Source organism: Faecalibacterium prausnitzii, assembly GCF_049532945.1.
Taxonomy (GTDB): Bacteria; Bacillota; Clostridia; order Oscillospirales; family Ruminococcaceae; genus Faecalibacterium; species Faecalibacterium prausnitzii_N.
This window is the reverse complement of sequence record NZ_CP186691.1, coordinates 187,950-208,101: the sequence shown is the minus strand read 5'-3', so window position 1 is coordinate 208,101 and position 20,152 is coordinate 187,950. Positions and strand designations below refer to the sequence as shown.

Sequence of the window (20,152 nt, the reverse complement as noted above, 5' to 3'; positions counted from 1 at the left end):
GGCCTGAGATGGTTCAGGTTGTTTGGTAGAGCTTCAGGGTCGCATCCACGACCTTGTCCCACTGAAAGCGGTCGCAGATGTAATCTGAGGAGAGCCGCTTGAACATCCGGACTGCGTTGGGGTGCTCGATGGCATAGCGCAGCTTGGCTTCCAGATCGTTCACGTCGCCCTTGCGGAAGGTGATCCCCCGGTCATGGATGACGTTGGTGCATTCCTCAATGTCCGATACCAGCACACAGTTGCCGTAGCTCATGGCCTCCAGCAGGGAGAGGGGCATTCCCTCCAGGTCGCTGGGCAGAACGAACAGATAGGCGTTGCTGAACAGCTCATCCCGCAGCGCGCCGTCCACGAAGTCGGTGAAGAGGATGCGGTCATCGCCGGCGGCCAGAGCCTTCAGGGTGTTCATGTAATCGCCGGAGTCGGACACGCCGCCCGCAATGACCAGCTTTTTGTCGGTCTTGAGCCGCCTGAAGGCTTCGCACAGATGGTGGCAGCCCTTTTCCGGCACCAGACGGCCCAGAAACAGCAGGTAGGAACCGTATTCCAGCCCGAACCGTTCCCGGATGAGCTCCGGCGGGGCATACGCCGGGCGGTTGACGCCGTTGGGGATGTAGTGGGTCTCGCGGTGATAGGTGTCGCGGAAATAGGTCTGGTTGCTGTGGTTGAGCACGATGATCTCGTGCGCGAACCGGGCACCGACCTTCTCGCCGAAGTGGATGTACCAGGAGCCGAAGCTGCCCTTCCACTTGTCCCGCGCCCAGTCCAGCCCATGGACCGTCAGGACGACCCGCTTGCCGAACAGCCGGGGCAGCCAGCAGAAAGCGGCCGGGCCTTCGGCATGGACGTGCACGACATCGTAAGGGCCGAGCGCCGCCGCAAGGCTGGCAAAAAAGCTGGATGTAACGGCCGCAAGCCCTTTTTTGTCCAGTGTGGGTACATGGCGGATGCGAATGCCGCGGTATTCGTCCAGCTTTTGCACTTCATATTCTTTTCCGCTGACGTGCTGGCCGGTACGGTTGAAACAGGTGACCTGATGCCCCTTTTCGACCATCCGCGCGGCCAGCTCTTCAACAACGACCTCGATGCCGCCCTCGTGGGAGGGGACACGCTTGTGGCCGAGCATTGCGATCCGCATAATTGTCCATTCCTTTGTCTGTTGTAGAGGAGCACCGACAAGCCCTGCGGTGCTCTGAGGTATCTTTCATTCTACACAGTTTTGCGGTTCAGGTCAAGAAAAAATAGGGAATCTGTGAAAATTTGCAAGATCATGTCGAAAGAATGAAATTTATTGAATGCTCTGGAAGGTTTCCACTGCTTTTGGGAAAATCCAAATTCAGGATGGAAACTTCCGCGTCAATATGTTATGATATAAGGTGCAGAACGATCTTGCAGAACGAATGCTGATTTTATATAGAACGAAAAAGGAAGGATCATTATGGGAAAATATTTTGGAACCGATGGCTTCCGCGGCGAAGCTGGGATCACGCTGACCGCTGACCACGCCTACAAGGTGGGCCGCTTCCTCGGCTGGTATTACAACAAGCTCCGCGAGCGCAACGGCAACAACGAGCCTGCCCGCATCGTCATCGGCAAGGACACCCGCCGCAGCTCCTACATGTTTGAGTACAGTCTGGTTGCTGGTTTGACTGCCTCCGGCGCAAACGCTTACCTGCTGCACGTCACCACGACGCCCTCTGTGGCCTACATCGCCCGCGTGGACGACTTCGACTGCGGCATCATGATCTCGGCCAGCCACAACCCGTTCTACGACAACGGCATCAAGCTCATCGACTGCTACGGCGAGAAGATGCCCGAAGAGACCCTGCTGCTGGTCGAGGATTACATCGACGGCAAGCTCCACGTCTTCGATCAGGACTGGCCGGAGCTGCCTTTTGCTCACCGTGAGCACATCGGCTGCACGGTGGACTATGTGGCTGGCCGCAACCGCTACATGGGCTACCTCATCAGCCTGGGCATCTACTCCTTCAAGGGGATCAAGGTCGGCCTGGACTGCGCCAACGGTTCCAGCTGGAACATCGCGAAGTCTGTGTTCGATGCACTGGGTGCCGACACCTATGTCATCAACAACAAGCCGAACGGCCTGAACATCAACAACAATGCCGGTTCCACCCACATCGAGGGCCTGCAGAAGTTCGTGGTCGAGAATCATCTCGATGTCGGCTTTGCCTACGACGGCGACGCCGACCGCTGCCTGTGCGTGGACGAGAAGGGCAATGTCATCACCGGCGACCACATCCTGTACATCTATGGCTGCTACCTGCAGGAACACGGCGAGCTGATGAACAATACCGTCGTCACGACCGTGATGTCCAACTTCGGTCTGTACAAGGCCTTTGACGAAAAGGGCATCGGCTACGCCAAGACCGCCGTCGGTGATAAGTATGTTTACGAGTACATGGCCAAGAACGGCTGCCGCATCGGTGGTGAGCAGAGCGGCCACATCATCTTCAGCCAGTACGCCAGCACCGGCGATGGCATCCTGACCAGTCTGAAGATGATGGAAGTCATGCTGGCGAAGAAGATGCCCATGAGCAAGCTGGCTGAGCCCCTGAAGATCTACCCGCAGGTTCTGGAAAATGTTCGTGTGACCGACAAGAAGGCGGCGCAGGACGATGCCGCTGTGCAGGCTGCCGTCAAGGCAGTGGCTGAGGCGCTGGGCGATACCGGCCGCATTCTGGTGCGCGAGTCCGGCACGGAACCTGTTGTGCGTGTAATGGTGGAAGCTCCCGATCACGACACCTGCCAGAAGTACGTGTCGCAGGTCGTGGAGGTCATCGAGGCGCAAGGGTATAGCGTCTGAACGACGCCTCAAAAAGAGGAAGTGCAATGAAACGAGTAAAACAGAGGCTCGCCGTACTGCTGTGCATCGCAGCACTGTGTGTGCTGGCTCCGGCGGCGCTGGCTGCCCAGCCGCTGGACGAGAGCGAGAACGACGGAAAGGTCATCGTCTATTTTGACACCTGCGGCGGCACCGGCATCTCGGTGGTGGAGCGTACCAATGCCGACGGCAAGCTGTCCAGCCTGCCCACCCCCACCATGGAGGGCTACACCTTCAACGGCTGGTTCACCGACATCGTGGGCGGCAGCGCCATCGTCGCGGGTGAGACTGTGTTCTCCGGCGAAGAGGCCACCGTCTACGCGCAGTGGAGCCCCATCGACCAGGTGCCCACCGAGCCGACGGCTCCGGCTGACACCGCTGCGGGCATTCTGGAACGCCATAAGGGCACGATTTTGATCGTGGGCGGCATGCTGGTGCTGGTCGCAGTAGGCCTTGCAATGTGAAAGGGACTGGAATGGAACAAAAACTGAAACTGCCCGCCCAGTGCGCAGCGATCCCGCAGGAGGAGCTGGAATCCATCTGTGGCGGTGCCCCCGCCTGGTTCGAAAACACCGTCACCGCAGTCAAAAACACCCTCCGCCCGGCCAAGCCCTACCTCAAGGCCGCCTGGGAGGTGCTCATGGTCACGATGGCCTGCATCAATGAGCTGTATCAGGCATACGGCTATGGCATGATCGTCATCTCTTCTCTGAAAGGCATCAAGAAGTGCCTGAAGGAGTTTGGACAGTAACGGACAAACGATAAGACCCCCTGTGCAGGACGGGATGCTGCACAGGGGGTCTTTGCTGTCTATGGGATGCGATGGGAATGTTTAATCGTCGTCGCTGTCCAACTTGAGCACAGCGGTAAAGGCTTCACTGGGCAGGGAAACGCTGCCCAGCTGACGCATCTTCTTTTTGCCTTCCTTCTGCTTTTCCAGCAGCTTCTTTTTGCGGGAGATGTCGCCGCCGTAGCACTTGGCAAGCACGTCCTTGCGCATGGCTTTGACTGTCTCACGGGCAATGATCTTTCCGCCGATGGCAGCCTGTACCGGGATCTCGAACAGGTTGCGGGGGATGTTATCCCGCAGCTTTTCGCAGATGCGGCGGCCCTTGGCATAGGCGTTATCGCGGAACACGATCATGGACAGCGCGTCCACAGGGTCGCCATTGAGCAGGAAGTCCAGCTTGACAAGGTCGCTCTCGCGGTACTCCTTAAACTCGTAATCGTAGCTGGCGTAGCCCCGGCTGCGGCTCTTGATGGCATCAAAGAAGTCGTACACGATCTCGCCCAGCGGCAGAGCATAGTGCAGATCCACCCGCACATCGTCCAGATACTTCATGTCGATCAGCACGCCGCGCTTGTTCTGGCACAGATCCATCAGGCCGCCCACATAGTCGTTGGGGGTGTACAGGTGAACATCCACAAAAGGCTCTTCCTGCTTGACGATGTTGGAGGGGTCGGGGTAGCTGGAAGGATTGTCGATCATCTCCACAGTGCCGTCGGTCAGGGTAAGGCGGTAGCGCACGCTGGGGGTGGTGGTGATGATATCCAGATCAAATTCCCGTTCCAACCGCTCGGTGATGATCTCCATGTGCAGCAGGCCAAGGAAGCCGCAGCGGAAACCGAAGCCCAGCGCGGCGCTGGTCTCCAGCTCAAAGGTGAGGGAGGCGTCGTTCAGCTGCAGCTTTTCCAGTGCATCCTTCAGGTCGGGGTACTTGGCACCGTCGGCGGGGTAGATGCCGCAGAACACCATGGGCTTGACCTGACGGTAGCCGGGCAGTGCTTCGGCGGTGGGATTATTGGCCAGCGTGACGGTATCGCCCACGCGGGTGTCCTGCACGGTCTTGATGCTGGCGGTCAGATAGCCGACCTCACCAGCCTGCAGCTGGGCACAGGGAGAAAGGTTGGTAGCACCCATGTGGCCCACTTCTACCAGCGTGAACTCCGCGCCGGTGGCCATCATGCGGATGGTATCGCCGGGCTTCACGGTGCCCTCAAACACACGGATATAGACGATAACGCCCTTGTAGCTGTCGTAGATGCTGTCGAAGATCAGCGCCTTCAGCGGGGCATCCGGGTCGCCGGTGGGAGCAGGAATGTTGGTGACGACACGCTCCAGCACCTGATCCACATTCAGGCCGGTCTTGGCAGAGACGCGGGGCGCATCCAGACAGGGCAGGCCGATCACGTCCTCCACCTCCTGCGCCACCTCGTCCGGGTGGGCGCTGGGCAGGTCGATCTTATTCAGGATGGGCACCAATTCCAGATCATGCTCCAGCGCCATGTAGGTGTTGGCCAGCGTCTGAGCTTCCACACCCTGGGTGGCATCCACCACAAGGATGGCACCCTCGCAGGCGGCCAGACTGCGGCTGACCTCGTAGGCAAAGTCCACGTGGCCCGGGGTATCGATGAGGTTGAACTCGTAGGTCTTGCCGTCCTTGGCGGTATAGTTCATGGTGACAGCGCGGGCCTTGATGGTGATGCCGCGCTCGCGCTCAATGTCCATGTTGTCCAAAATCTGGTCTTCCATGGTGCGCTCGTCCACACTCTTGGTCAGCTCCAGAATACGGTCCGACAGGGTGGATTTGCCGTGGTCGATGTGTGCAATGATACAGAAATTGCGGATATTGTCTCTTGCCATGTGTTCCTCCAACGGAAAATAGTGGGTGTTCGATTTATGATAAGATCCAGTTCTCCACGGCGATGATCCGGCCGTGCTCGAGGTAGACGCGGGGCACGCGGCGGGACACGCCGCACAGCACCTCGTAGGAAATGGTGTCGGTCTTGCGGGCGATGGTCTCGGCAGTATCACTGACGCTGCCGCCCCACAGGATGGCTTCGTCGCCCTCCTGCACATCGGGCACGGCGGTGACATCCACCATCATCTGGTCCATGCACACGCGGCCCAGCACCGGGCAGGCCTTGCCGTGGATCTCCACGATGCCCTTGCCGCAGCTCAGCTGGCGGGGATAACCGTCCGCATAACCGGTGCACAGGGTGGCCACCAGCGTGGGCTTATCGGCGGTGAAGCGGCGGCCATAGCTGGCGCTCTGACCGGGCTGCATTTCCTTGACCATGCTCACCACGGTCTTGAGGGTCATCACCGGCCGGAACTGCCCAAAGCGCACCTCGTCGCTGGGGTCGTAGCCGTAGAGGATGATGCCGGGCCGCGCCATGCAGGGCACGGAGACCGCGCTGCTGGGCCAGTCGGGATGGAGCATGACCCCGGCGGAGTTGTCGCAGTGGACGAGCGGTGGCTCCTGCCCGGCAGCCTTTAAGGCGCGGTAGGCGCGGAGAAAGAGCTGGTACTGCTCCTCGGTGTAGGCGACGTTCCCGGCATCGGTGTCGTCGGCCACCGAGAAGTGCTGGAACAGGCCGGTCATCCGCAGGCCGGGTAGGGTACAGGCCTCCAGCATCTCGGCGATGGCCCGGTCAAAATCGGTGCGCAGGGCAAAGCCGATGCGGCCCATGCCGGTATCTGCCTTGAGGTGGATGTCCACGGTCCCGCCCGCCCGTTCGGCGGCAGCGCTCAGGGCCTTTGCCTGCGGCAGCGAGTAGCAGGCGGCGGTGATGTGCTGCTCGATGAGGGCGGAGGCGTACTCCGGCTGAACATGGCCCAAAATAAGGATGGGCAGAGTCTGCCCGTCCTGACGCAGCTGCACGGCCTCGGTCAGGCAGCTCACTGCCAGCCATGCTGCACCCTCCTGCGCAAAAACGCGGGCACACTGCACAGCGCCGTGGCCATAGCTGTCGGCCTTGACCACCGCGCACAGCGGCAGGTCACCGGCCCGGGCTTTGACGGCCCGGAAGTTATGCCGCAGGGCATCGAGGTCGATCTCGGCCCAGACGTGTTTTTCAAAGGTGGTTGTCGGCATGGAAGATCCCTTCCTTTTCTGTGAGCGGCCCTCAGGTCAGGGAAACGCTCTCTACAAGATTCACGATATCACTGATGGAGGCCAGCTTGGTCAGGCCCGAAACATAGACCACATCGCCGCTGTCGTATTCCACGGTGGCAAGGACTGCATAATAGGCCTGGATGTCGCAGCGCACGGCGGTGACGGTGGCCCCCTCGATCTGGATCTTGACCTTGCGCGGGCTGATGACGCCGTAGGCGCTCTTCAGGTCGGATTCCGACTGGCCGATGTAATCCTCGTAGGTCGAGGCGTCTCCCCGCTGGAACAGCACGATCTGATAGTTCGCGTTGTCGCTGTCGGTGCCGGAGGCCAGCTTGAGGGCGTGGCCGAGGGTGTCGTCCTCGGTCATCTCGCACACGGGCCAGACGGCGCTTTCGTAGTCCAGCACGATGCCATTGTCGGCGGTGTAGTGGGTGTCAGGGGCTGCCGGAGTGCGGCGGTTGACGACCAGCGTCAGCACAAAGTAAGCCAGCGCACCGACCAGCACGATCACGCCCATGGCGAGCAGCAGCCGGGATGCCCGCTGCTGGGAAGAGTCCTGCGTGTGAATGTTCTTCGGCATGGAATCGTCTCCTTTTTACAATATCAAATATAGTATAGCACATCTCCGGGCAAAATTGTAGCGCCCCGCCCCAGAAATCCGCCCGCAGCGGCAAAAAATCAGTTGAAAAATCCAAAATCTGAAATAACGAGATTTCAAGAGATTTCAAGCGAAAACGAGAGAATGAAAAGTTTGCGCCGAAAAAATCAAAAAATGCTGTTGACAGGCACCTTTTTATGATGTATACTGACACTCGCGCCCCAGAAAGGCGCCTGAAACGTACAAAAAGCTTATCAGGAGGAAATAGATATGAGCACTACTCTCGTGAAGCCCGCTGAAGTCGAGCGCAAGTGGTACCTGCTCGACGCTGCCGGCAAGAGCCTGGGCCACGTCGCTGCTGAGGCCGCTGTTCTGCTGCGCGGCAAGCAGAAGGTCGATTATACCCCCAACGTGGACTGCGGCGATTTCGTTGTTGTCATCAACTGCGATCAGGCTGTTCTGACCGGCAAGAAGGCTGAGCAGAAGTTCCACATCACCCACAGCAAGTACATCGGCGGCCTGAAGAAGGTCCAGTACAGCAAGCTGATGGCTGAGCACAGCGATCTGGCCATGACCTACGCTGTCAAGGGCATGATCCCTTCCAACACCATCGGTGCTAAGGCTCTGACCCGCCTGCACTGCTACCAGGGTGCCGAGCACGCTCACGCAGCTCAGAAGCCCGAGAAGATCGAGTTCTAAGAAGGAGGCAATCGAACATGTACGAAACCAAACCTTATTTCTACGGCACTGGTCGTCGTAAGGATTCCGTTGCCCGCGTTCGTGTTTACACCGGCACTGGCAAGATCACCATCAACGATCGTGATATCGACAACTACTTTGGTCTGGAGACCCTGAAGCTGATCGTCCGTTCTCCGCTGGTCCTGCTGGGCCTGGAGGGCAAGTACGATGTCGTCGTCCGCGTTTCCGGCGGCGGTGTTTCCGGTCAGGCTGGCGCTATCCGCCACGGCCTGAGCCGCGCTCTGCTGCAGCAGAACGAGGAGAACCGTGCTGCTCTGAAGAAGGAAGGCTTCCTGACCCGCGATCCTCGTATGAAGGAACGTAAGAAGTATGGTCTGAAGGCTGCCCGTCGTGCACCTCAGTTCAGCAAGCGCTGATTTACCCTACTTCTCAGTACGTCTCACGACGTCGATTTGCAGGAAAATTCAGTACTTTTGGAGCTGTGCGTGGTCCTCGAAAGTGGTCCGTTTTGCTTCGTAAGAAGCAAGCAAGGAGCACACAAGGAACAAGAATCGCAAGCGAAAAAAGCCTTATGAAGCAGGAGATCATTCCGCAAGGAGTGCATCTCCTGCTTTTTTGTGCTGCACGGCTTTTCCTTCTTCCGTTTAGATCTTGTTGATTGCCTCCACCAGTGTTTCAATATCCAGGTGGGTGTAGACACGTTCGGTGAGCGTCATGGCACCGGAGTGTCCCACAATCTTCTTGATCATGGTTTGGTCTACATGGGCCTCTGTCAGCATGGAGATGCAGGTATGCCGGGTACAGTGCGGCGTCTGGTCATATCCAAGCTGCTCCATCAGGGGCGTGAAGTAACTGTCGTAGTAGTTCCTGTAATCAAAGTGCTTTTGATCCGGCGTGTGGAGCAGGTATTCACACTGAGAACCTTCGTACCATGCTTTGTAGAATGGCAGCATCTTGTCGGCAATAGGAACTTTACGCAGGCCATTTTCGGTTTTGCTGGCGATCACATCAAAGTACTGTTCTTCCAAATGTACGTTTTCCTTCTTTAAGTCGAGGAACTCCGAGATGCGGCAACCGTTGTAGATCAGCATCAGCACGATCTGATAGTACGGGTCCTCTGTAAGCTCCCACAGGCGGGCAATCTGCTCCTTTGTGAATTTGTTCCGGTCACGCTTGTTGGGGTTCTTATCCTTGTACCGGCTCAAATCTACAAACTCGGAGTAATCCTTGTTGCAGATGTCGTTTTTCATGGCGTAGGCGTACAGTTGGTTGAACAGCCCCTTGAGTTTTTTCAAAGTGGGGTAATTCTTCCCGCAGGTGTCCACCACGAATTGGAGGTCCATCAGCCGAATATCCCGAAATACCTTGTTGTAAAGTGTTCCGCATACCCGATAGGATGCCTCATAGCCTTTTACATTTGACTTGGAGATGGTGGGAAACTTCTCCTTTGACCAGCGTTCATAGACCTCCTGGAAGATGGCTTTGGATGCCTTGATGTCAAAGGGGTTGTTGTTATACTCTGCCAACATTTGCAGCCCCTCTGCTCTGGTTGCTGCATAGCCGATGGTGATTTGTTCTTGAACGGACTTGCCTGTTTCTGGGTTAACATGCCACCCTACGGTTTTACTCACTGCATAGGGTCTTCTTCGCTTTCCGGACATTTTCTTTACGCTTCCATATCCGTTGGGTAATCTCAAAAAATCTCAAACTTCCTTTCTCCCAGCGTTTTCAAATTAAATTTGACAGGGGTATGTAACACCCACCGTTATTTCTGGTCGCCGTTTTCTTCGGCGGCCTTTTTCATTTTCTCCAGCATCTGCTGATCCAGTTCGTTGCGCCGCTGAATGCGCTCCAAATCGGAGAGAGCTTCCACTTCCTTGTCCTGCAACTTGGCACCTGCGTAGTAAGCCAGTTCTTTTTCAATCCAGCGGTCAAAGGATTCTTGATCGGTCCAATAGGTTTCCAGCTTTTCACGCTCGTCCCGGAACTCTTCCAAAATCAGGCACAGGGAATCATTCATTTCTGCGGAGTGGTCATTTCCCTTGAATTTCAGGGAGCAGGACCATTCTTCGCTATGGGGCGGGCGCTGGACATCGATTTCGAACCGAATACCGGCCTTCTTGTTTAATTGGTAAAGAACCGCAATTACATCAGACAGGCTGTCTAGCTGGATTTCAGGTTTCTGGTAGCCAATCAGGTCTGCCGGAGATATGTTTAAGATTTTGGCGATGGCATTGATCATCGCTATGGATGGCTCAATTTCACCGCTTTCGTATTTTTGAACTGTGCGCATCGTCTTGTCCAGACGCTGTGCCAGCTCCGTTTGGCTCAAGTGAGCGGCCTTGCGGGCTGCCTTGATTCTCTCGCCAATTTCAGCCGGGTTGCTGTGCATTGTCATCACCTCGTTTGTATTGTAACACGAAGCCGTGCGAATTACAAGGTCGTAATACGAATAATTTTTTCGTATTTAGCGTTGACAAGCGGTCTTGGATGGCTTATAATCAAAATGCGAACTAATAATTCGCATATTAGCAATAAGGAGGTCATTCACATGGAGAAGAAAGTTTATGTCGAACTGCCGCCCTTCACTGGACGCAATGTCCCCATCACCGAGATTGCAGTCGCCATGCACAAGGATGCCCAGTATGTGCGCATTGGTTTGCAGCAGGGAATCCTGAAATTCGGCTATGCGATCAAGCTGGAAAACTCTAACGAGTACAACTACTACTGCCCCGACAGAAAGGTGTGGGAGGAAATTGGATACTTCCAACCGGAAATCGCATAAAAAAGAGCCCTCATCCTGGCAGATGAGAACTCTTGACGGACAGTACAAACGGCAGCTGCCGTGTGACTATCACTCAGCAAGGATATTATAACACGGCAGCTGCCAAATTCAATAATTATTTAAGGAGGAATAGAATTTGACAGCTTTACCAGACAGCATCATACAAAATGGTCTGTTCTGCTGCTGGAAGTATGAGGAACGGAATGAGAGGAAAACGAAGGTGCCATACCAGCCGCAAACCGGTCTGGGAGCGAAAAGCAACGATCCTTCCAGCTTCGTACCTTATAAAACAGCAGTACAGGCAAGCGGATATGATGGCATTGGAATTGGAATTTTCAACGGCATCTGTGCGATTGACCTGGACAACTGCGTTTCGGACAGCGGCTATTACACCCAGACCGCCGCAGAAATTGTGGCCTTAATGCACAGCTATACCGAGTACAGCCCCAGCGGAAACGGTCTTCACATTCTCTTTTGGCAAAAGGGTTTCAGTATGATACCAAACGATTTTATATTATGAACCACCAGGCTGGAATTGAGGTGTACGTGGCGGGAGCAACCAACAAATATGTCACCGTGACCGGAAACCGCTGTGAGGATTATGAGTATGGTGACCGGACCCAGGAGCTGCAAGTGTTACTGGACAAGTTCATGCGCAGGCCGGAGGTAGGCGCAGAAAATGCAATAAATGCCAAAAACTCTGATTTAAGCATGGAGCAGCTTCTGCAACTGGCAAAAAGCAGTAAGAATGGGGCAGCATTCACAGCCCTTTGGAATGGTTCATTGGAGGGATATTTGTCCCCATCAGAGGCAGATCTGGCGTTGTGCAGTCATCTCGCCTTTTGGACAGGACGGGATGCTGCCAAGATGGACACTATGTTCCGGCAGTCGGGATTGATGAGGGATAAATGGGACCGGCAGCAATCCGGCACAACGTATGGTGCAATCACCATTCAGAAAGCAATCGAGCATTGCCGGGAGATTTACACGCCAAAAGCGGAGTCGTCACTGGTTTTTCAACCTATTGTTCCGCTGACTCCACAGTGGAGTGACCTGCCTGCATTTCCGGTAGATGCTCTCCCGGATGTGGTTCGGAATTATGTGAGTGCGGTAGCTGAACACAGTCAGACTGCCCCGGACATGGCAGCGGTGATCAGCCTGGGTGTGCTGGCTATCTGCTTACAGGGAAAATACAAGATAGAGGGAACGCCGGGATACTGTGAGCCTTTGAGCTTGTACACAGTGGTGATCGCCGCACCGGGGGAGCGAAAGTCCAGCGTCATGCGGGATATGACCACATTCCTCTATGAGTATGAGCAGGAATATAACAAGGCGCACAGCATGGAAATACGGGAAAACCATTTGCAGCGGGAATCTATGGAGCGCCAGATCTCCGGTCTGCAAAAGAAGCTGGAGCGCAAGGAAAGCCGGGAAATGGAGTTGGAGCTGCGGCAACTTCAGGAGCAGCTGGAAGAAATTCCAGAACTAAAGCCGGTTCGCTTTTTTGCGGACGATTGTTCCAGTGAAGCTCTGACCAGCTTGATGGCGGCCAACAACGGAGTATTCTCCGTGATTTCCACCGAGGGCGGTATCTTTGACATCATGGCCGGACGGTATTCCAACAAATCCAACATTGATGTCTGGCTGAAAGGTCATTGTGGAGATGCCATTTATGTGGATCGAATGACCCGTGAAGCAGAGTGCATCATGCACCCGGCACTGTCGGCTATCCTCTCTATTCAGCCCAGTGTGCTGGATGAAATCATGTCCAATACCACCATGACCGGACGTGGCTTAATTGCCCGCTTCCTGTATGCGTCTCCACCATCCAGAATTGGCAGCCGGGTCTTTCGTACCCAGCCGATTCCGCCCGAAATAACCGCCGTTTATCGCAGCTTGATTTTTCGCCTGATGGCTCTGCCGATTGCTGGAAATGCCCAGACGGTACACCTTTCCGAAAAAGCCTTTGATCTGATGGCCGATTACTTTCAGGAACATGAGAAGTTTCTGGTTGGCGAGGGACAGGCAATTTCCGATTGGGCAAGCAAATATATCGGTGCCGTGCTCCGGATTGCGGGATTGTTGCACTGTGCTGATATGGAAGATGACAAAACAGAAGTGGCAGCTTCTACGATGAGCAGGGCGATTCAGATCGGAAAATATTTTCTGGCTCATTCCACCTACGCCTATTCCATGATGGGCACTGACTTAACCATCCAGAAAGCCAAATTTGTCTTGGCAAAGCTGAAAAAGAAGAACGTATCGGTGATCAAGCGTTCTGAGCTTTTTCAGATGTGTCGAGGAAAGTTCTTCAAGAAAACGGAGGAGATTTTTCCGACACTGGAACTGTTGGAGGGACATGGATACATCCGGTTGGAAGAACCGGAACGCCAGTCGGTGGGCAGACCAGCCGATGTGAAAATCATTGTGAACCCCGCCGCATGAAACCGCAATTATCTGCATTTATTGCATTTCCTGCACAGAGTTGCACTCTGGTATCGCATCACCGTCCCCATCGAAAAATCCGCAGATTTGGAGATGGATGATTCGGGAGAATCCGGTGGATTTTCCCGAACCGTGGGCGGCAGGATTGCTTACAAGAGCAAGGATGCCGACCACACCTGACTTGCTGTGTGGATAGCACACACAAGCTAGGGGGCTCCCGCAGGAGCCGCATCCCCCTCGGAGAGCCCACGATACTTTGCAGCCGCAGGATGAAAGTATCATAGTGGGTTATTACACTTCCGCAGGAAGTGCGCCCGGCCCGCAGGCCGTACAAACGTGAAAGGAGCTCTATGGCGAGAAACGACGGGATTGACCGTACCAGTGCAAGAAACGTAAACTTGACTGCCGCCAAAATCGGAAATGCCCAGCGGCACAACGAACGAGAAAAGGGATCCTATACCAACCCAGATATTATACCAGAACACACCCCTCAGAACATTCATTTTAAGAAACCTACCGCCGGATATGCAGAGATGTTTGCTCAGATGGAAAAAGACGGTGTAATCTCCACCCGTGGTCTGAAATCAGACGCCAACCTTTACGGGGAATTGATTTTTGATGTAAACTCCGCCTACTTCTATAACCATGGTGGGTATGAGTTTGCCAAGCAATTTTATGAGGACGCTTACAAAGCTGCCATAGAGATCGTTGGCGGCGAACAGTATATTCTCTCCGCTGTTATGCACGCTGATGAGCGTAACCGGGCCATGTCCGAAGCACTGGGGCGGGATGTATTCCATTATCATCTCCATGTGGTCTATGTTCCGGTTGTGGAGAAGCAGATCCTCTGGTCCAAGAGGTGCAAAGATAAATCACTTGTGGGAACCGTCAAAGAAACGATTATACAGGTGAGCAGCAGTAAAAAATGGCTGTCTAAACCGGCATTGGACGAACAGGGAGCGCCCATTCTCCAAAAGAATGGAAAGCCGGTGCTGCGTAAGTCTTACAGCGTTCTTCAAGATGATTTTTTCAAAGCTATGAGCAACGCAGGATATACGGATGTGGAGCGTGGAGAACGGGGCAGTTCCGAGGAACATTTGACCGTGACACAGTTCAAGGTGGAACGGGAACAGGAGCGATTGGAACAACTCACCGCACAAACGCAGCAAAAAAAACAGCAGGCAGCTTCTCTGGAAAAGAAGATTGAGAAGATTCAAAAACAGCAGATTGCGGTTCAGGAAGTGGAGCAAATAGAACCTCATGCCGTTCCGTTTTCCTTAAAAGTTATGCTGGATTGTTCCGAATATGAAAACCTGGCAGCTGCGGCAAAGAAGTATGTGATACAGGAGAAGAAAGAACGACACCTACAAAAGATGCTGGATGCTGCCAACAAGCTGATCTCCGAGCTAACATCCAAGGTAACGGCACTGACCGCTGAATTGGTAGAGTATAAGTCAATCCGTGGAAAGCTGCACACCAACGAACTGGAGCATGAAAATAGGAAACTTCGGGATAAGCTCCGCGGCTATGAAGCGGTGATTGACCGGCATGATCTATGGCATTTGTTTGGCCGGAAGCGGTCTAAAATGGTGGCCAGAGAAGAAATCCGCTGATTCCCGTGTAGAACCGCAAAATGGGAGCAACCCGGATGAACAGTGGTGTCGTCCGGGTTCTCCCTGCTCAAAAATTGCCATGCTTTTCTATTTCAAGAGATGAAGAAAAATTCGGAAAGCAGAAGGTGTTCATGAAAACAGGTCCTACCAAACATCAGAAAACACCTACATCTTTTTCGACGAGCAAGGGAATACCTGATTGCCTACGCATGGCACCCGGCCAGCAATGCCAGGGAGCCGGTGAAGTATGCAACCACTTATAACAAGGTATATATTACGCAATTATATGACCGTTATCATATATAAAATTACATTTACACTTGATAAAATCACGGATTCGTGATAAAATCAAATAATACATTTGATTATGAGAGGTGCGGTATGGCAGTTTGTTACGATAAGCTTTTTCATTTGATGATAGATAAAAAAATTTCCAATGTTCAATTGAAAGATATGGCAGGTGTAAGTGCCAATATTATCACTCGTCTCAAAAGAGATGAGTATATCTCAACAGAAAGCATTGAAAAAATATGCTTGGCATTGAACTGCGGAGTAGATGATATTTTGGAATTTGTTCCTGAGAAAGAGGGTCGTGACAATGCCTAATGTAAACTTGGTTGCAGCCCAGAATCAATTAAGAAATTTGGTTAGCATATACAACAGTAATTTTGACCAGTATCAACAAGCGACATATAACGAAACCCAAGTGAGAGTAGATTTCGTGAACCCGTTCTTTCAACTGCTGGGGTGGGATGTTTTAAATGAAGCAGGATTGCCTCAGCATTTACGAGAAGTTACTCACGAAGCTACAGTTTTAGTTGAAGAAAATGGTGCACATAGGAGCAAAAAGCCTGATTATTCCTTCAAAGTCGGAACAGAAATACTTTTCTTTTTAGAGACGAAAAAACCTTCTGTAAACATCACTGTTGACCGAGCACCATCTTTCCAGTTACGACGCTATGGATGGAGCGGAAACCTTAAAGTATCTGTCCTTACTAATTTCACAGATTTATTTATATATGATTGTACAGTACGCCCAGTTGAAGGCGATGAAATTGGCACCGCACTTATTGCACACTATCATTACACTGAATATGAAGATAAGTTTGAGGAAATTTACTCGTTGCTCTCGAAAGAGTCGGTCTTAAACGGAGATTTCCAGCGAGTCTTCGGTAATGTCCATGGTACAATGCGCAGAGAACCTTTCGATGCTTATTTTCTGGATCAAATTCGTGGATGGAGAAATCAATTAGGTAGCGATGTTGTGCGGAACAATCCCAATGTCGATGCTGTTACCCTTAATATTTTTGTCCAGAGAATTTTGAATCGATCTATTTTCTTGCGCATTTGTGAAGATAAAAATCTTGAAAATTACGAATCACTAAGGAGAATTACGACATATCAAGAGTTAAAAAATCTGTTTGCGGTTGCTGACCAAAAATATGATTCTGGATTATTTGAGATGCTGGATGAAGATCGGCTGATTATTTCTGATGCTGTCATCATTGATATTTTCCAGAGCTTGTATTATCCGAATAATTCTTATGAATTTGGAGTTGTAGATCCCTATATTATCGGTCAGATCTATGAACTATTCTTAGCTGAAACCCTGGAAATTGAGGCCGACGGTCAAGTTATCTCTGCTAAAAAACCCGAAGTGGTAGATGCTCAAGGAACTGTTAATACTCCGAAAAATATTACCGATATTATCGTGAATGAAACCTTGAGCAGTTTATATGCGGGGAAGACACCAGAAGAAGTGGCAAATTATCATATTGCTGATATTTGTTGTGGATCTGGAAACTTTTTGCTGTCTGCATTTGAGTATGTGGTGAATTTTCACATTGAATATTTACGCCAAAATAAATTGGAAGAATCTCTGCAAAATGGTAGCCTGTATCAACTTCCTGGGACACAAAGCCTTTTTCTTTCTTATGAACAGAAACGAGATATTATGAAGAATCTAATTTTTGGCGTAGATATTGATCCTCTGGCAATTGAAGTGACAAAATTCAGTTTGCTGTTAAAAGTATTGGAGGATTCTTCAGCGGAAGAATTAGATGCGTACCATGTAAGAACGCACAACCGGATTTTGCCTAATTTGGACGAGAATATCAAACTTGGAAACAGTTTGGTTGATACAAGCTATGCTCGTTACAACCGTACAATTTATCAAAATCCTAATTTGATGAACAAGTTGCGGATGTTTGATTGGAACCACGAGTTTCCAGCAGGAAAGTTTGATGCCATTATAGGCAACCCTCCCTATATCCGAGTGCAGAACATGGTTCACTACTCGCCGGAGGAATATGCTTTTTACAAGAGTAATCACTCTGGATATGTAACTGCAGTTACGGAGACATTAGATAAGTATTATTTGTTTATTGAAAGAGCTCTTTCACTTTTAAAAGATACCGGTGTTTTAGGCTATATTGTTCCCCATAAATTCATGAACATCCAATCTGGTGCTGAATTAAGAGGACTTCTCTCAGCTCATAGAAATGTTAAAAAAATTATGCACTTCGGCACACATCAGGTCTTTGAAAACAGAAGTACTTATACTTGTATTTTGATTATGTCAAAGCAGCCGAATGATGAATTTCAGATTGGATTTGTGCAGAATCTAAACCAGTTCTTGTTTGAGCACACTGTGGAATGCGCTACATATGCGGCCCCTTATTTGTCTCGGCAGCCTTGGGCTTTTTTGCCGCAGTTACTTATTAACCAGCTGCATAGAGCCGAGGAGAATTGCGAACCTCTTGCAAATTTAGCTGATATTTTTGTGGGAGTACAGACAAGCGCTGACAATATTTATATCATTCATGTAGATCGGGAAGATGTAGATTTCGTATACAGTCATGAAGAAAATGGAACTGAGTTTCAGCTCGAAAAAGGCATCTTAAGAAAAAGCGTCTATGATGCCAAACTGACGAGCTACGAGAAGATTACAGCAAATAGTTATATTATTTTCCCATACAAAGAAGTTGACGGAAAGCCTAAGCTTTATGATATAGAGGAAATGGAGAACCAGTTCCCTCACGCATTCGAGTACCTAAGGCGTCATAAACAGGCATTGGATAGGCGTAATATGCCCAATCGAACGGAACTGAATTGGTATGCATTTGGCCGCAGCCAAAGCTTGAGAAGATTTATGTCTGGTGAGCACTTAGTCTGGCCCGTACTCTCGCTGTCCTCCAATTATGTTTACGATGATGAACTGGTTGTTTTTACTGGTGGAGGAAATGGGCCGTTCTATGGCCTGCAGATGAAACAAAATGCTCAAGAATCAATTTTCTATGTGCAGGCAATCTTAAATCATTGGCTGATGGAACTTTTAGTGAAAAGTAAAGCCAGTATTTTCCGTGAAGATTACTACTCACATGGAAAACAGTTTATTGCGACATTGCCAATTTATCGGATTGACTATGGGAATCCGTCAGATGTGCAGAAGCATGATAATATTGTTGAACATGTACGTACGATTATGAATCTAAAGAATCAGGCCAATCATGCACGAAATACTACGGAGAGAACTGTGTTTGAACGCTCTATAAATGCAGTAAACGATGAGTTGAATACTTTGATTGATGAATTATATCAAGTGGAAGCTCAGGAAAACGGGGATGAAGAATGAAACCAATCGAAGGATACAACAAATTGAGAGGCGGATATTATACGCCTGAAAAGATAGCAGAGTTTATTGCAACTTGGGCAATCAGGACGAAGAATGATGAAATTCTGGAACCAAGTTGCGGAGACGGAAGTTTCATCAGCGCCATTGCAGATAGGCTGCACAAAATGGGAGCATCAGATCAGTCCATTAAACACAATGTTACTGGTGTTGAACTGGATAAAGTTGAAGCAAGTAAAGCCAGTCAGTACGGACCTAATGTAGTCCAGAGCGACTTTTTTACCTACTATCAGAAGTGCATTGATGGGGAAAAAGAGTTTGATGTCATCGTAGGAAATCCGCCCTTCATTCGTTACCAAAATTTTGAAGAAGAGCATCGGAAAGTTGCGTTTGAACTGATGACAAAACATGGCTTCCAGCCGAATCGACTTATGAACATTTGGCTGCCTTTCCTTGTGCTTGCTTGCAAAGCGTTGAAACCAGATGGTCGAGTAGGTATGGTAATTCCGGCTGAACTGTTTCAGGTGGATTATGCTGCTGAAGCAAGACTGTTTTTAAGCAATTACTTTGAAAGCCTGACTCTCGTAACATTTAAAAAGCTGGTTTTCGATGATATTCAGCAGGAAGTCATTCTACTTCTCGGTGAAAGAAAATCGACCAAACAGGGCATTAGAGTTGTTGAGTTAGATGGTTTGGAGTCTTTAATTTCTGCTGGTCAAGCGTGTTTGGAAATTGTAGAAGTGAAAAAACTGGACCACAGCAAAGATAAGTGGGTAAAATACTATCTTTCAAACGAAGAGCTGAACCTTCTTGATCGACTTAACAAATCCAGTAAGATTACAAATGCAACAGATCTTTATGATGTGAATGTCGGTTTGGTGAGTGGCGAAAATGCTTTTTTTGTAATAAACCAAGAAATTGTAGATAAATTTCATCTGCAGGAAAGTGTGGTTCCCATTATTAGCCGTACGGATCAGATTAAAGGTCTTGAGTTGACTGAACAGGACTACGAAAATCTGGTTAAAGCAGGCAAAAAAGTCTATTTCTTTGAGCCCGCAGACCTACAGATTGATGAATTGCCAAAATCTCAACGAAAGTATATCCAGTGGGGCGAAGCTCAAGAGTATAACAAAAATTATAAATGCCGAATTAGGCCAAGATGGTACCATGTTTCTTATACATGGCGTGCAGAGGCGTTTTTAGTACGACAGGCTAATCTTTACCCCAAGATGGTCCTGAATAATAGACATGCACTTGTGACAGATACACTTCATAAGGTTCGGTTCCATGAAGGGGTTGATGGCAGAACAGTTGTTGGAGCATTCCTAAACACATATACTCTGGCGCTTAGTGAAACATTGGGCCGAAGCTATGGCGGTGGTGTTTTGACCTTTGAGCCAGGCGAGATGCGCAAAATGCGTATACCCATGATAGCAGCTGATAAACTCGATTTGGACAAGATGGATGCATTGCAACGTGAAGGAAAAATTGATGATATTCTTCAGTATACGGATGAAATTCTGCTACATCAGGGGCTTGGTCTTACAGCTCATGAGGTAGAACTACTCCATAACATTTGGAGCAAAATGAGGGACCGTAGACTTTCAAGAAAAAATCGAAAAGGCTAAGGAGAAAGGCGGTAG

At 50.8% G+C, this 20,152-nt stretch carries 19 protein-coding genes; 13 read left to right on the top strand and 6 right to left on the bottom strand.

What is annotated here, in order from left to right:
* Positions 1–13: 13 nt before the first annotated feature.
* The gene (locus ACNQFG_RS00975) at positions 14–1,135 is read right to left on the bottom strand and encodes a glycosyltransferase family 4 protein (RefSeq protein WP_423405675.1); all 1,122 of its coding nucleotides are present in this window, start codon (positions 1,133–1,135) and stop codon (positions 14–16) included.
* A gap of 300 nt (positions 1,136–1,435) precedes the next feature.
* On the opposite strand from ACNQFG_RS00975, the gene glmM reads away from it, so the two are divergent.
* From glmM to ACNQFG_RS00960, 3 genes are read left to right on the top strand one after another with little or no spacing between them, the layout of a single operon-like run.
* Complete coding sequence (glmM, locus tag ACNQFG_RS00970; RefSeq protein WP_423405674.1) at positions 1,436–2,821, top strand: phosphoglucosamine mutase; 1,386 nt, start codon at positions 1,436–1,438, stop codon at positions 2,819–2,821.
* Positions 2,822–2,847: 26 nt separating this feature from the next.
* Complete coding sequence (locus ACNQFG_RS00965; RefSeq protein WP_423405673.1) at positions 2,848–3,303, top strand: InlB B-repeat-containing protein; 456 nt, start codon at positions 2,848–2,850, stop codon at positions 3,301–3,303.
* 11 nt (positions 3,304–3,314) lie between these two features.
* Positions 3,315–3,590: a hypothetical protein gene (locus ACNQFG_RS00960; protein WP_118552354.1), complete on the top strand. Its 276-nt coding sequence runs from the start codon at positions 3,315–3,317 to the stop codon at positions 3,588–3,590.
* Positions 3,591–3,671: 81 nt separating this feature from the next.
* On the opposite strand, the gene lepA is transcribed toward ACNQFG_RS00960, so the two are convergent.
* Genes lepA through ACNQFG_RS00945 form a run of 3 tightly spaced genes read right to left on the bottom strand, consistent with a single transcriptional unit; the run spans position 3,672 to position 7,318 of the window.
* Positions 3,672–5,483: a translation elongation factor 4 gene (gene lepA, locus ACNQFG_RS00955; RefSeq protein ID WP_423405672.1), complete on the bottom strand. Its 1,812-nt coding sequence runs from the start codon at positions 5,481–5,483 to the stop codon at positions 3,672–3,674.
* A gap of 34 nt (positions 5,484–5,517) precedes the next feature.
* Positions 5,518–6,717 (bottom strand): alanine racemase, encoded by a 1,200-nt coding sequence (alr, locus tag ACNQFG_RS00950; RefSeq protein WP_423405671.1) that lies wholly within the window; start codon positions 6,715–6,717, stop codon positions 5,518–5,520.
* A 31-nt stretch (positions 6,718–6,748) separates the two neighbouring features.
* Positions 6,749–7,318 (bottom strand): hypothetical protein, encoded by a 570-nt coding sequence (locus tag ACNQFG_RS00945; protein ID WP_207685813.1) that lies wholly within the window; start codon positions 7,316–7,318, stop codon positions 6,749–6,751.
* 288 nt (positions 7,319–7,606) lie between these two features.
* Between ACNQFG_RS00945 and rplM the strand changes: the two genes are divergently transcribed.
* Together rplM and rpsI are read left to right on the top strand one after the other, a co-directional pair.
* The gene (gene rplM, locus ACNQFG_RS00940; protein WP_005938158.1) at positions 7,607–8,035 is read left to right on the top strand and encodes a 50S ribosomal protein L13; all 429 of its coding nucleotides are present in this window, start codon (positions 7,607–7,609) and stop codon (positions 8,033–8,035) included.
* 17 nt (positions 8,036–8,052) lie between these two features.
* On the top strand, positions 8,053–8,451 hold the full coding sequence (gene rpsI / locus ACNQFG_RS00935; RefSeq protein ID WP_005938160.1) for a 30S ribosomal protein S9: 399 nt from the start codon (positions 8,053–8,055) through the stop codon (positions 8,449–8,451).
* 228 nt (positions 8,452–8,679) lie between these two features.
* Here the strand turns inward: rpsI and ACNQFG_RS00930 are convergent, their stop codons facing one another.
* Positions 8,680–9,564 (bottom strand): tyrosine-type recombinase/integrase, encoded by an 885-nt coding sequence (locus tag ACNQFG_RS00930; protein WP_423405670.1) that lies wholly within the window; start codon positions 9,562–9,564, stop codon positions 8,680–8,682.
* 236 nt (positions 9,565–9,800) lie between these two features.
* On the bottom strand, positions 9,801–10,427 hold the full coding sequence (locus ACNQFG_RS00925) for a helix-turn-helix domain-containing protein (protein WP_423405669.1): 627 nt from the start codon (positions 10,425–10,427) through the stop codon (positions 9,801–9,803).
* Positions 10,428–10,586: 159 nt separating this feature from the next.
* On the opposite strand from ACNQFG_RS00925, the gene ACNQFG_RS00920 reads away from it, so the two are divergent.
* From ACNQFG_RS00920 to ACNQFG_RS00885, 8 genes are all read left to right on the top strand, one after another.
* Entirely contained in the window at positions 10,587–10,820 is a 234-nt protein-coding gene (locus ACNQFG_RS00920) for a hypothetical protein (protein WP_118657895.1), read from the top strand.
* A gap of 136 nt (positions 10,821–10,956) precedes the next feature.
* Positions 10,957–11,340 carry a hypothetical protein gene (locus tag ACNQFG_RS00915; protein ID WP_423405668.1) on the top strand — a complete coding sequence of 128 codons (384 nt, stop codon included), beginning with the start codon at positions 10,957–10,959 and terminating at the stop codon, positions 11,338–11,340.
* Positions 11,337–13,265 carry a DUF3987 domain-containing protein gene (locus ACNQFG_RS00910; RefSeq protein WP_423405667.1) on the top strand — a complete coding sequence of 643 codons (1,929 nt, stop codon included), beginning with the start codon at positions 11,337–11,339 and terminating at the stop codon, positions 13,263–13,265. The genes ACNQFG_RS00915 and ACNQFG_RS00910 overlap by 4 nt, the downstream gene beginning before the upstream one ends.
* A 350-nt stretch (positions 13,266–13,615) precedes the next feature.
* Entirely contained in the window at positions 13,616–14,878 is a 1,263-nt protein-coding gene (locus tag ACNQFG_RS00905; protein WP_423405666.1) for a plasmid recombination protein, read from the top strand.
* Positions 14,879–14,913: 35 nt separating this feature from the next.
* Complete coding sequence (locus ACNQFG_RS00900) at positions 14,914–15,141, top strand: hypothetical protein (protein ID WP_423405665.1); 228 nt, start codon at positions 14,914–14,916, stop codon at positions 15,139–15,141.
* Positions 15,142–15,259: 118 nt separating this feature from the next.
* Entirely contained in the window at positions 15,260–15,484 is a 225-nt protein-coding gene (locus tag ACNQFG_RS00895; protein ID WP_320761317.1) for a helix-turn-helix transcriptional regulator, read from the top strand.
* Positions 15,477–18,512 (top strand): Eco57I restriction-modification methylase domain-containing protein, encoded by a 3,036-nt coding sequence (locus tag ACNQFG_RS00890; RefSeq protein WP_423405664.1) that lies wholly within the window; start codon positions 15,477–15,479, stop codon positions 18,510–18,512. Before ACNQFG_RS00895 ends, ACNQFG_RS00890 begins: the two co-directional genes overlap by 8 nt.
* Positions 18,509–20,137: an Eco57I restriction-modification methylase domain-containing protein gene (locus ACNQFG_RS00885; RefSeq protein ID WP_423405663.1), complete on the top strand. Its 1,629-nt coding sequence runs from the start codon at positions 18,509–18,511 to the stop codon at positions 20,135–20,137. Before ACNQFG_RS00890 ends, ACNQFG_RS00885 begins: the two co-directional genes overlap by 4 nt.
* Positions 20,138–20,152 lie beyond the last annotated feature (15 nt).

Bases quoted from the DNA above. Each gene is read 5' to 3' on its own strand.
- ACNQFG_RS00975 (WP_423405675.1), bottom strand. From the start codon at position 1,135: ATGCGGATCGCAATGCTCGGCCACAAGCGTGTCCCCTCCCACGAGGGC.
- glmM (WP_423405674.1), top strand. From the start codon at position 1,436: ATGGGAAAATATTTTGGAACCGATGGCTTCCGCGGCGAAGCTGGGATC.
- ACNQFG_RS00965 (WP_423405673.1), top strand. From the start codon at position 2,848: ATGAAACGAGTAAAACAGAGGCTCGCCGTACTGCTGTGCATCGCAGCA.
- ACNQFG_RS00960 (WP_118552354.1), top strand. From the start codon at position 3,315: ATGGAACAAAAACTGAAACTGCCCGCCCAGTGCGCAGCGATCCCGCAG.
- lepA (WP_423405672.1), bottom strand. From the start codon at position 5,483: ATGGCAAGAGACAATATCCGCAATTTCTGTATCATTGCACACATCGAC.
- alr (WP_423405671.1), bottom strand. From the start codon at position 6,717: ATGCCGACAACCACCTTTGAAAAACACGTCTGGGCCGAGATCGACCTC.
- ACNQFG_RS00945 (WP_207685813.1), bottom strand. From the start codon at position 7,318: ATGCCGAAGAACATTCACACGCAGGACTCTTCCCAGCAGCGGGCATCC.
- rplM (WP_005938158.1), top strand. From the start codon at position 7,607: ATGAGCACTACTCTCGTGAAGCCCGCTGAAGTCGAGCGCAAGTGGTAC.
- rpsI (WP_005938160.1), top strand. From the start codon at position 8,053: ATGTACGAAACCAAACCTTATTTCTACGGCACTGGTCGTCGTAAGGAT.
- ACNQFG_RS00930 (WP_423405670.1), bottom strand. From the start codon at position 9,564: ATGTTGGCAGAGTATAACAACAACCCCTTTGACATCAAGGCATCCAAA.
- ACNQFG_RS00925 (WP_423405669.1), bottom strand. From the start codon at position 10,427: ATGCACAGCAACCCGGCTGAAATTGGCGAGAGAATCAAGGCAGCCCGC.
- ACNQFG_RS00920 (WP_118657895.1), top strand. From the start codon at position 10,587: ATGGAGAAGAAAGTTTATGTCGAACTGCCGCCCTTCACTGGACGCAAT.
- ACNQFG_RS00910 (WP_423405667.1), top strand. From the start codon at position 11,337: ATGAACCACCAGGCTGGAATTGAGGTGTACGTGGCGGGAGCAACCAAC.
- ACNQFG_RS00905 (WP_423405666.1), top strand. From the start codon at position 13,616: ATGGCGAGAAACGACGGGATTGACCGTACCAGTGCAAGAAACGTAAAC.
- ACNQFG_RS00900 (WP_423405665.1), top strand. From the start codon at position 14,914: ATGAACAGTGGTGTCGTCCGGGTTCTCCCTGCTCAAAAATTGCCATGC.
- ACNQFG_RS00895 (WP_320761317.1), top strand. From the start codon at position 15,260: ATGGCAGTTTGTTACGATAAGCTTTTTCATTTGATGATAGATAAAAAA.
- ACNQFG_RS00890 (WP_423405664.1), top strand. From the start codon at position 15,477: ATGCCTAATGTAAACTTGGTTGCAGCCCAGAATCAATTAAGAAATTTG.
- ACNQFG_RS00885 (WP_423405663.1), top strand. From the start codon at position 18,509: ATGAAACCAATCGAAGGATACAACAAATTGAGAGGCGGATATTATACG.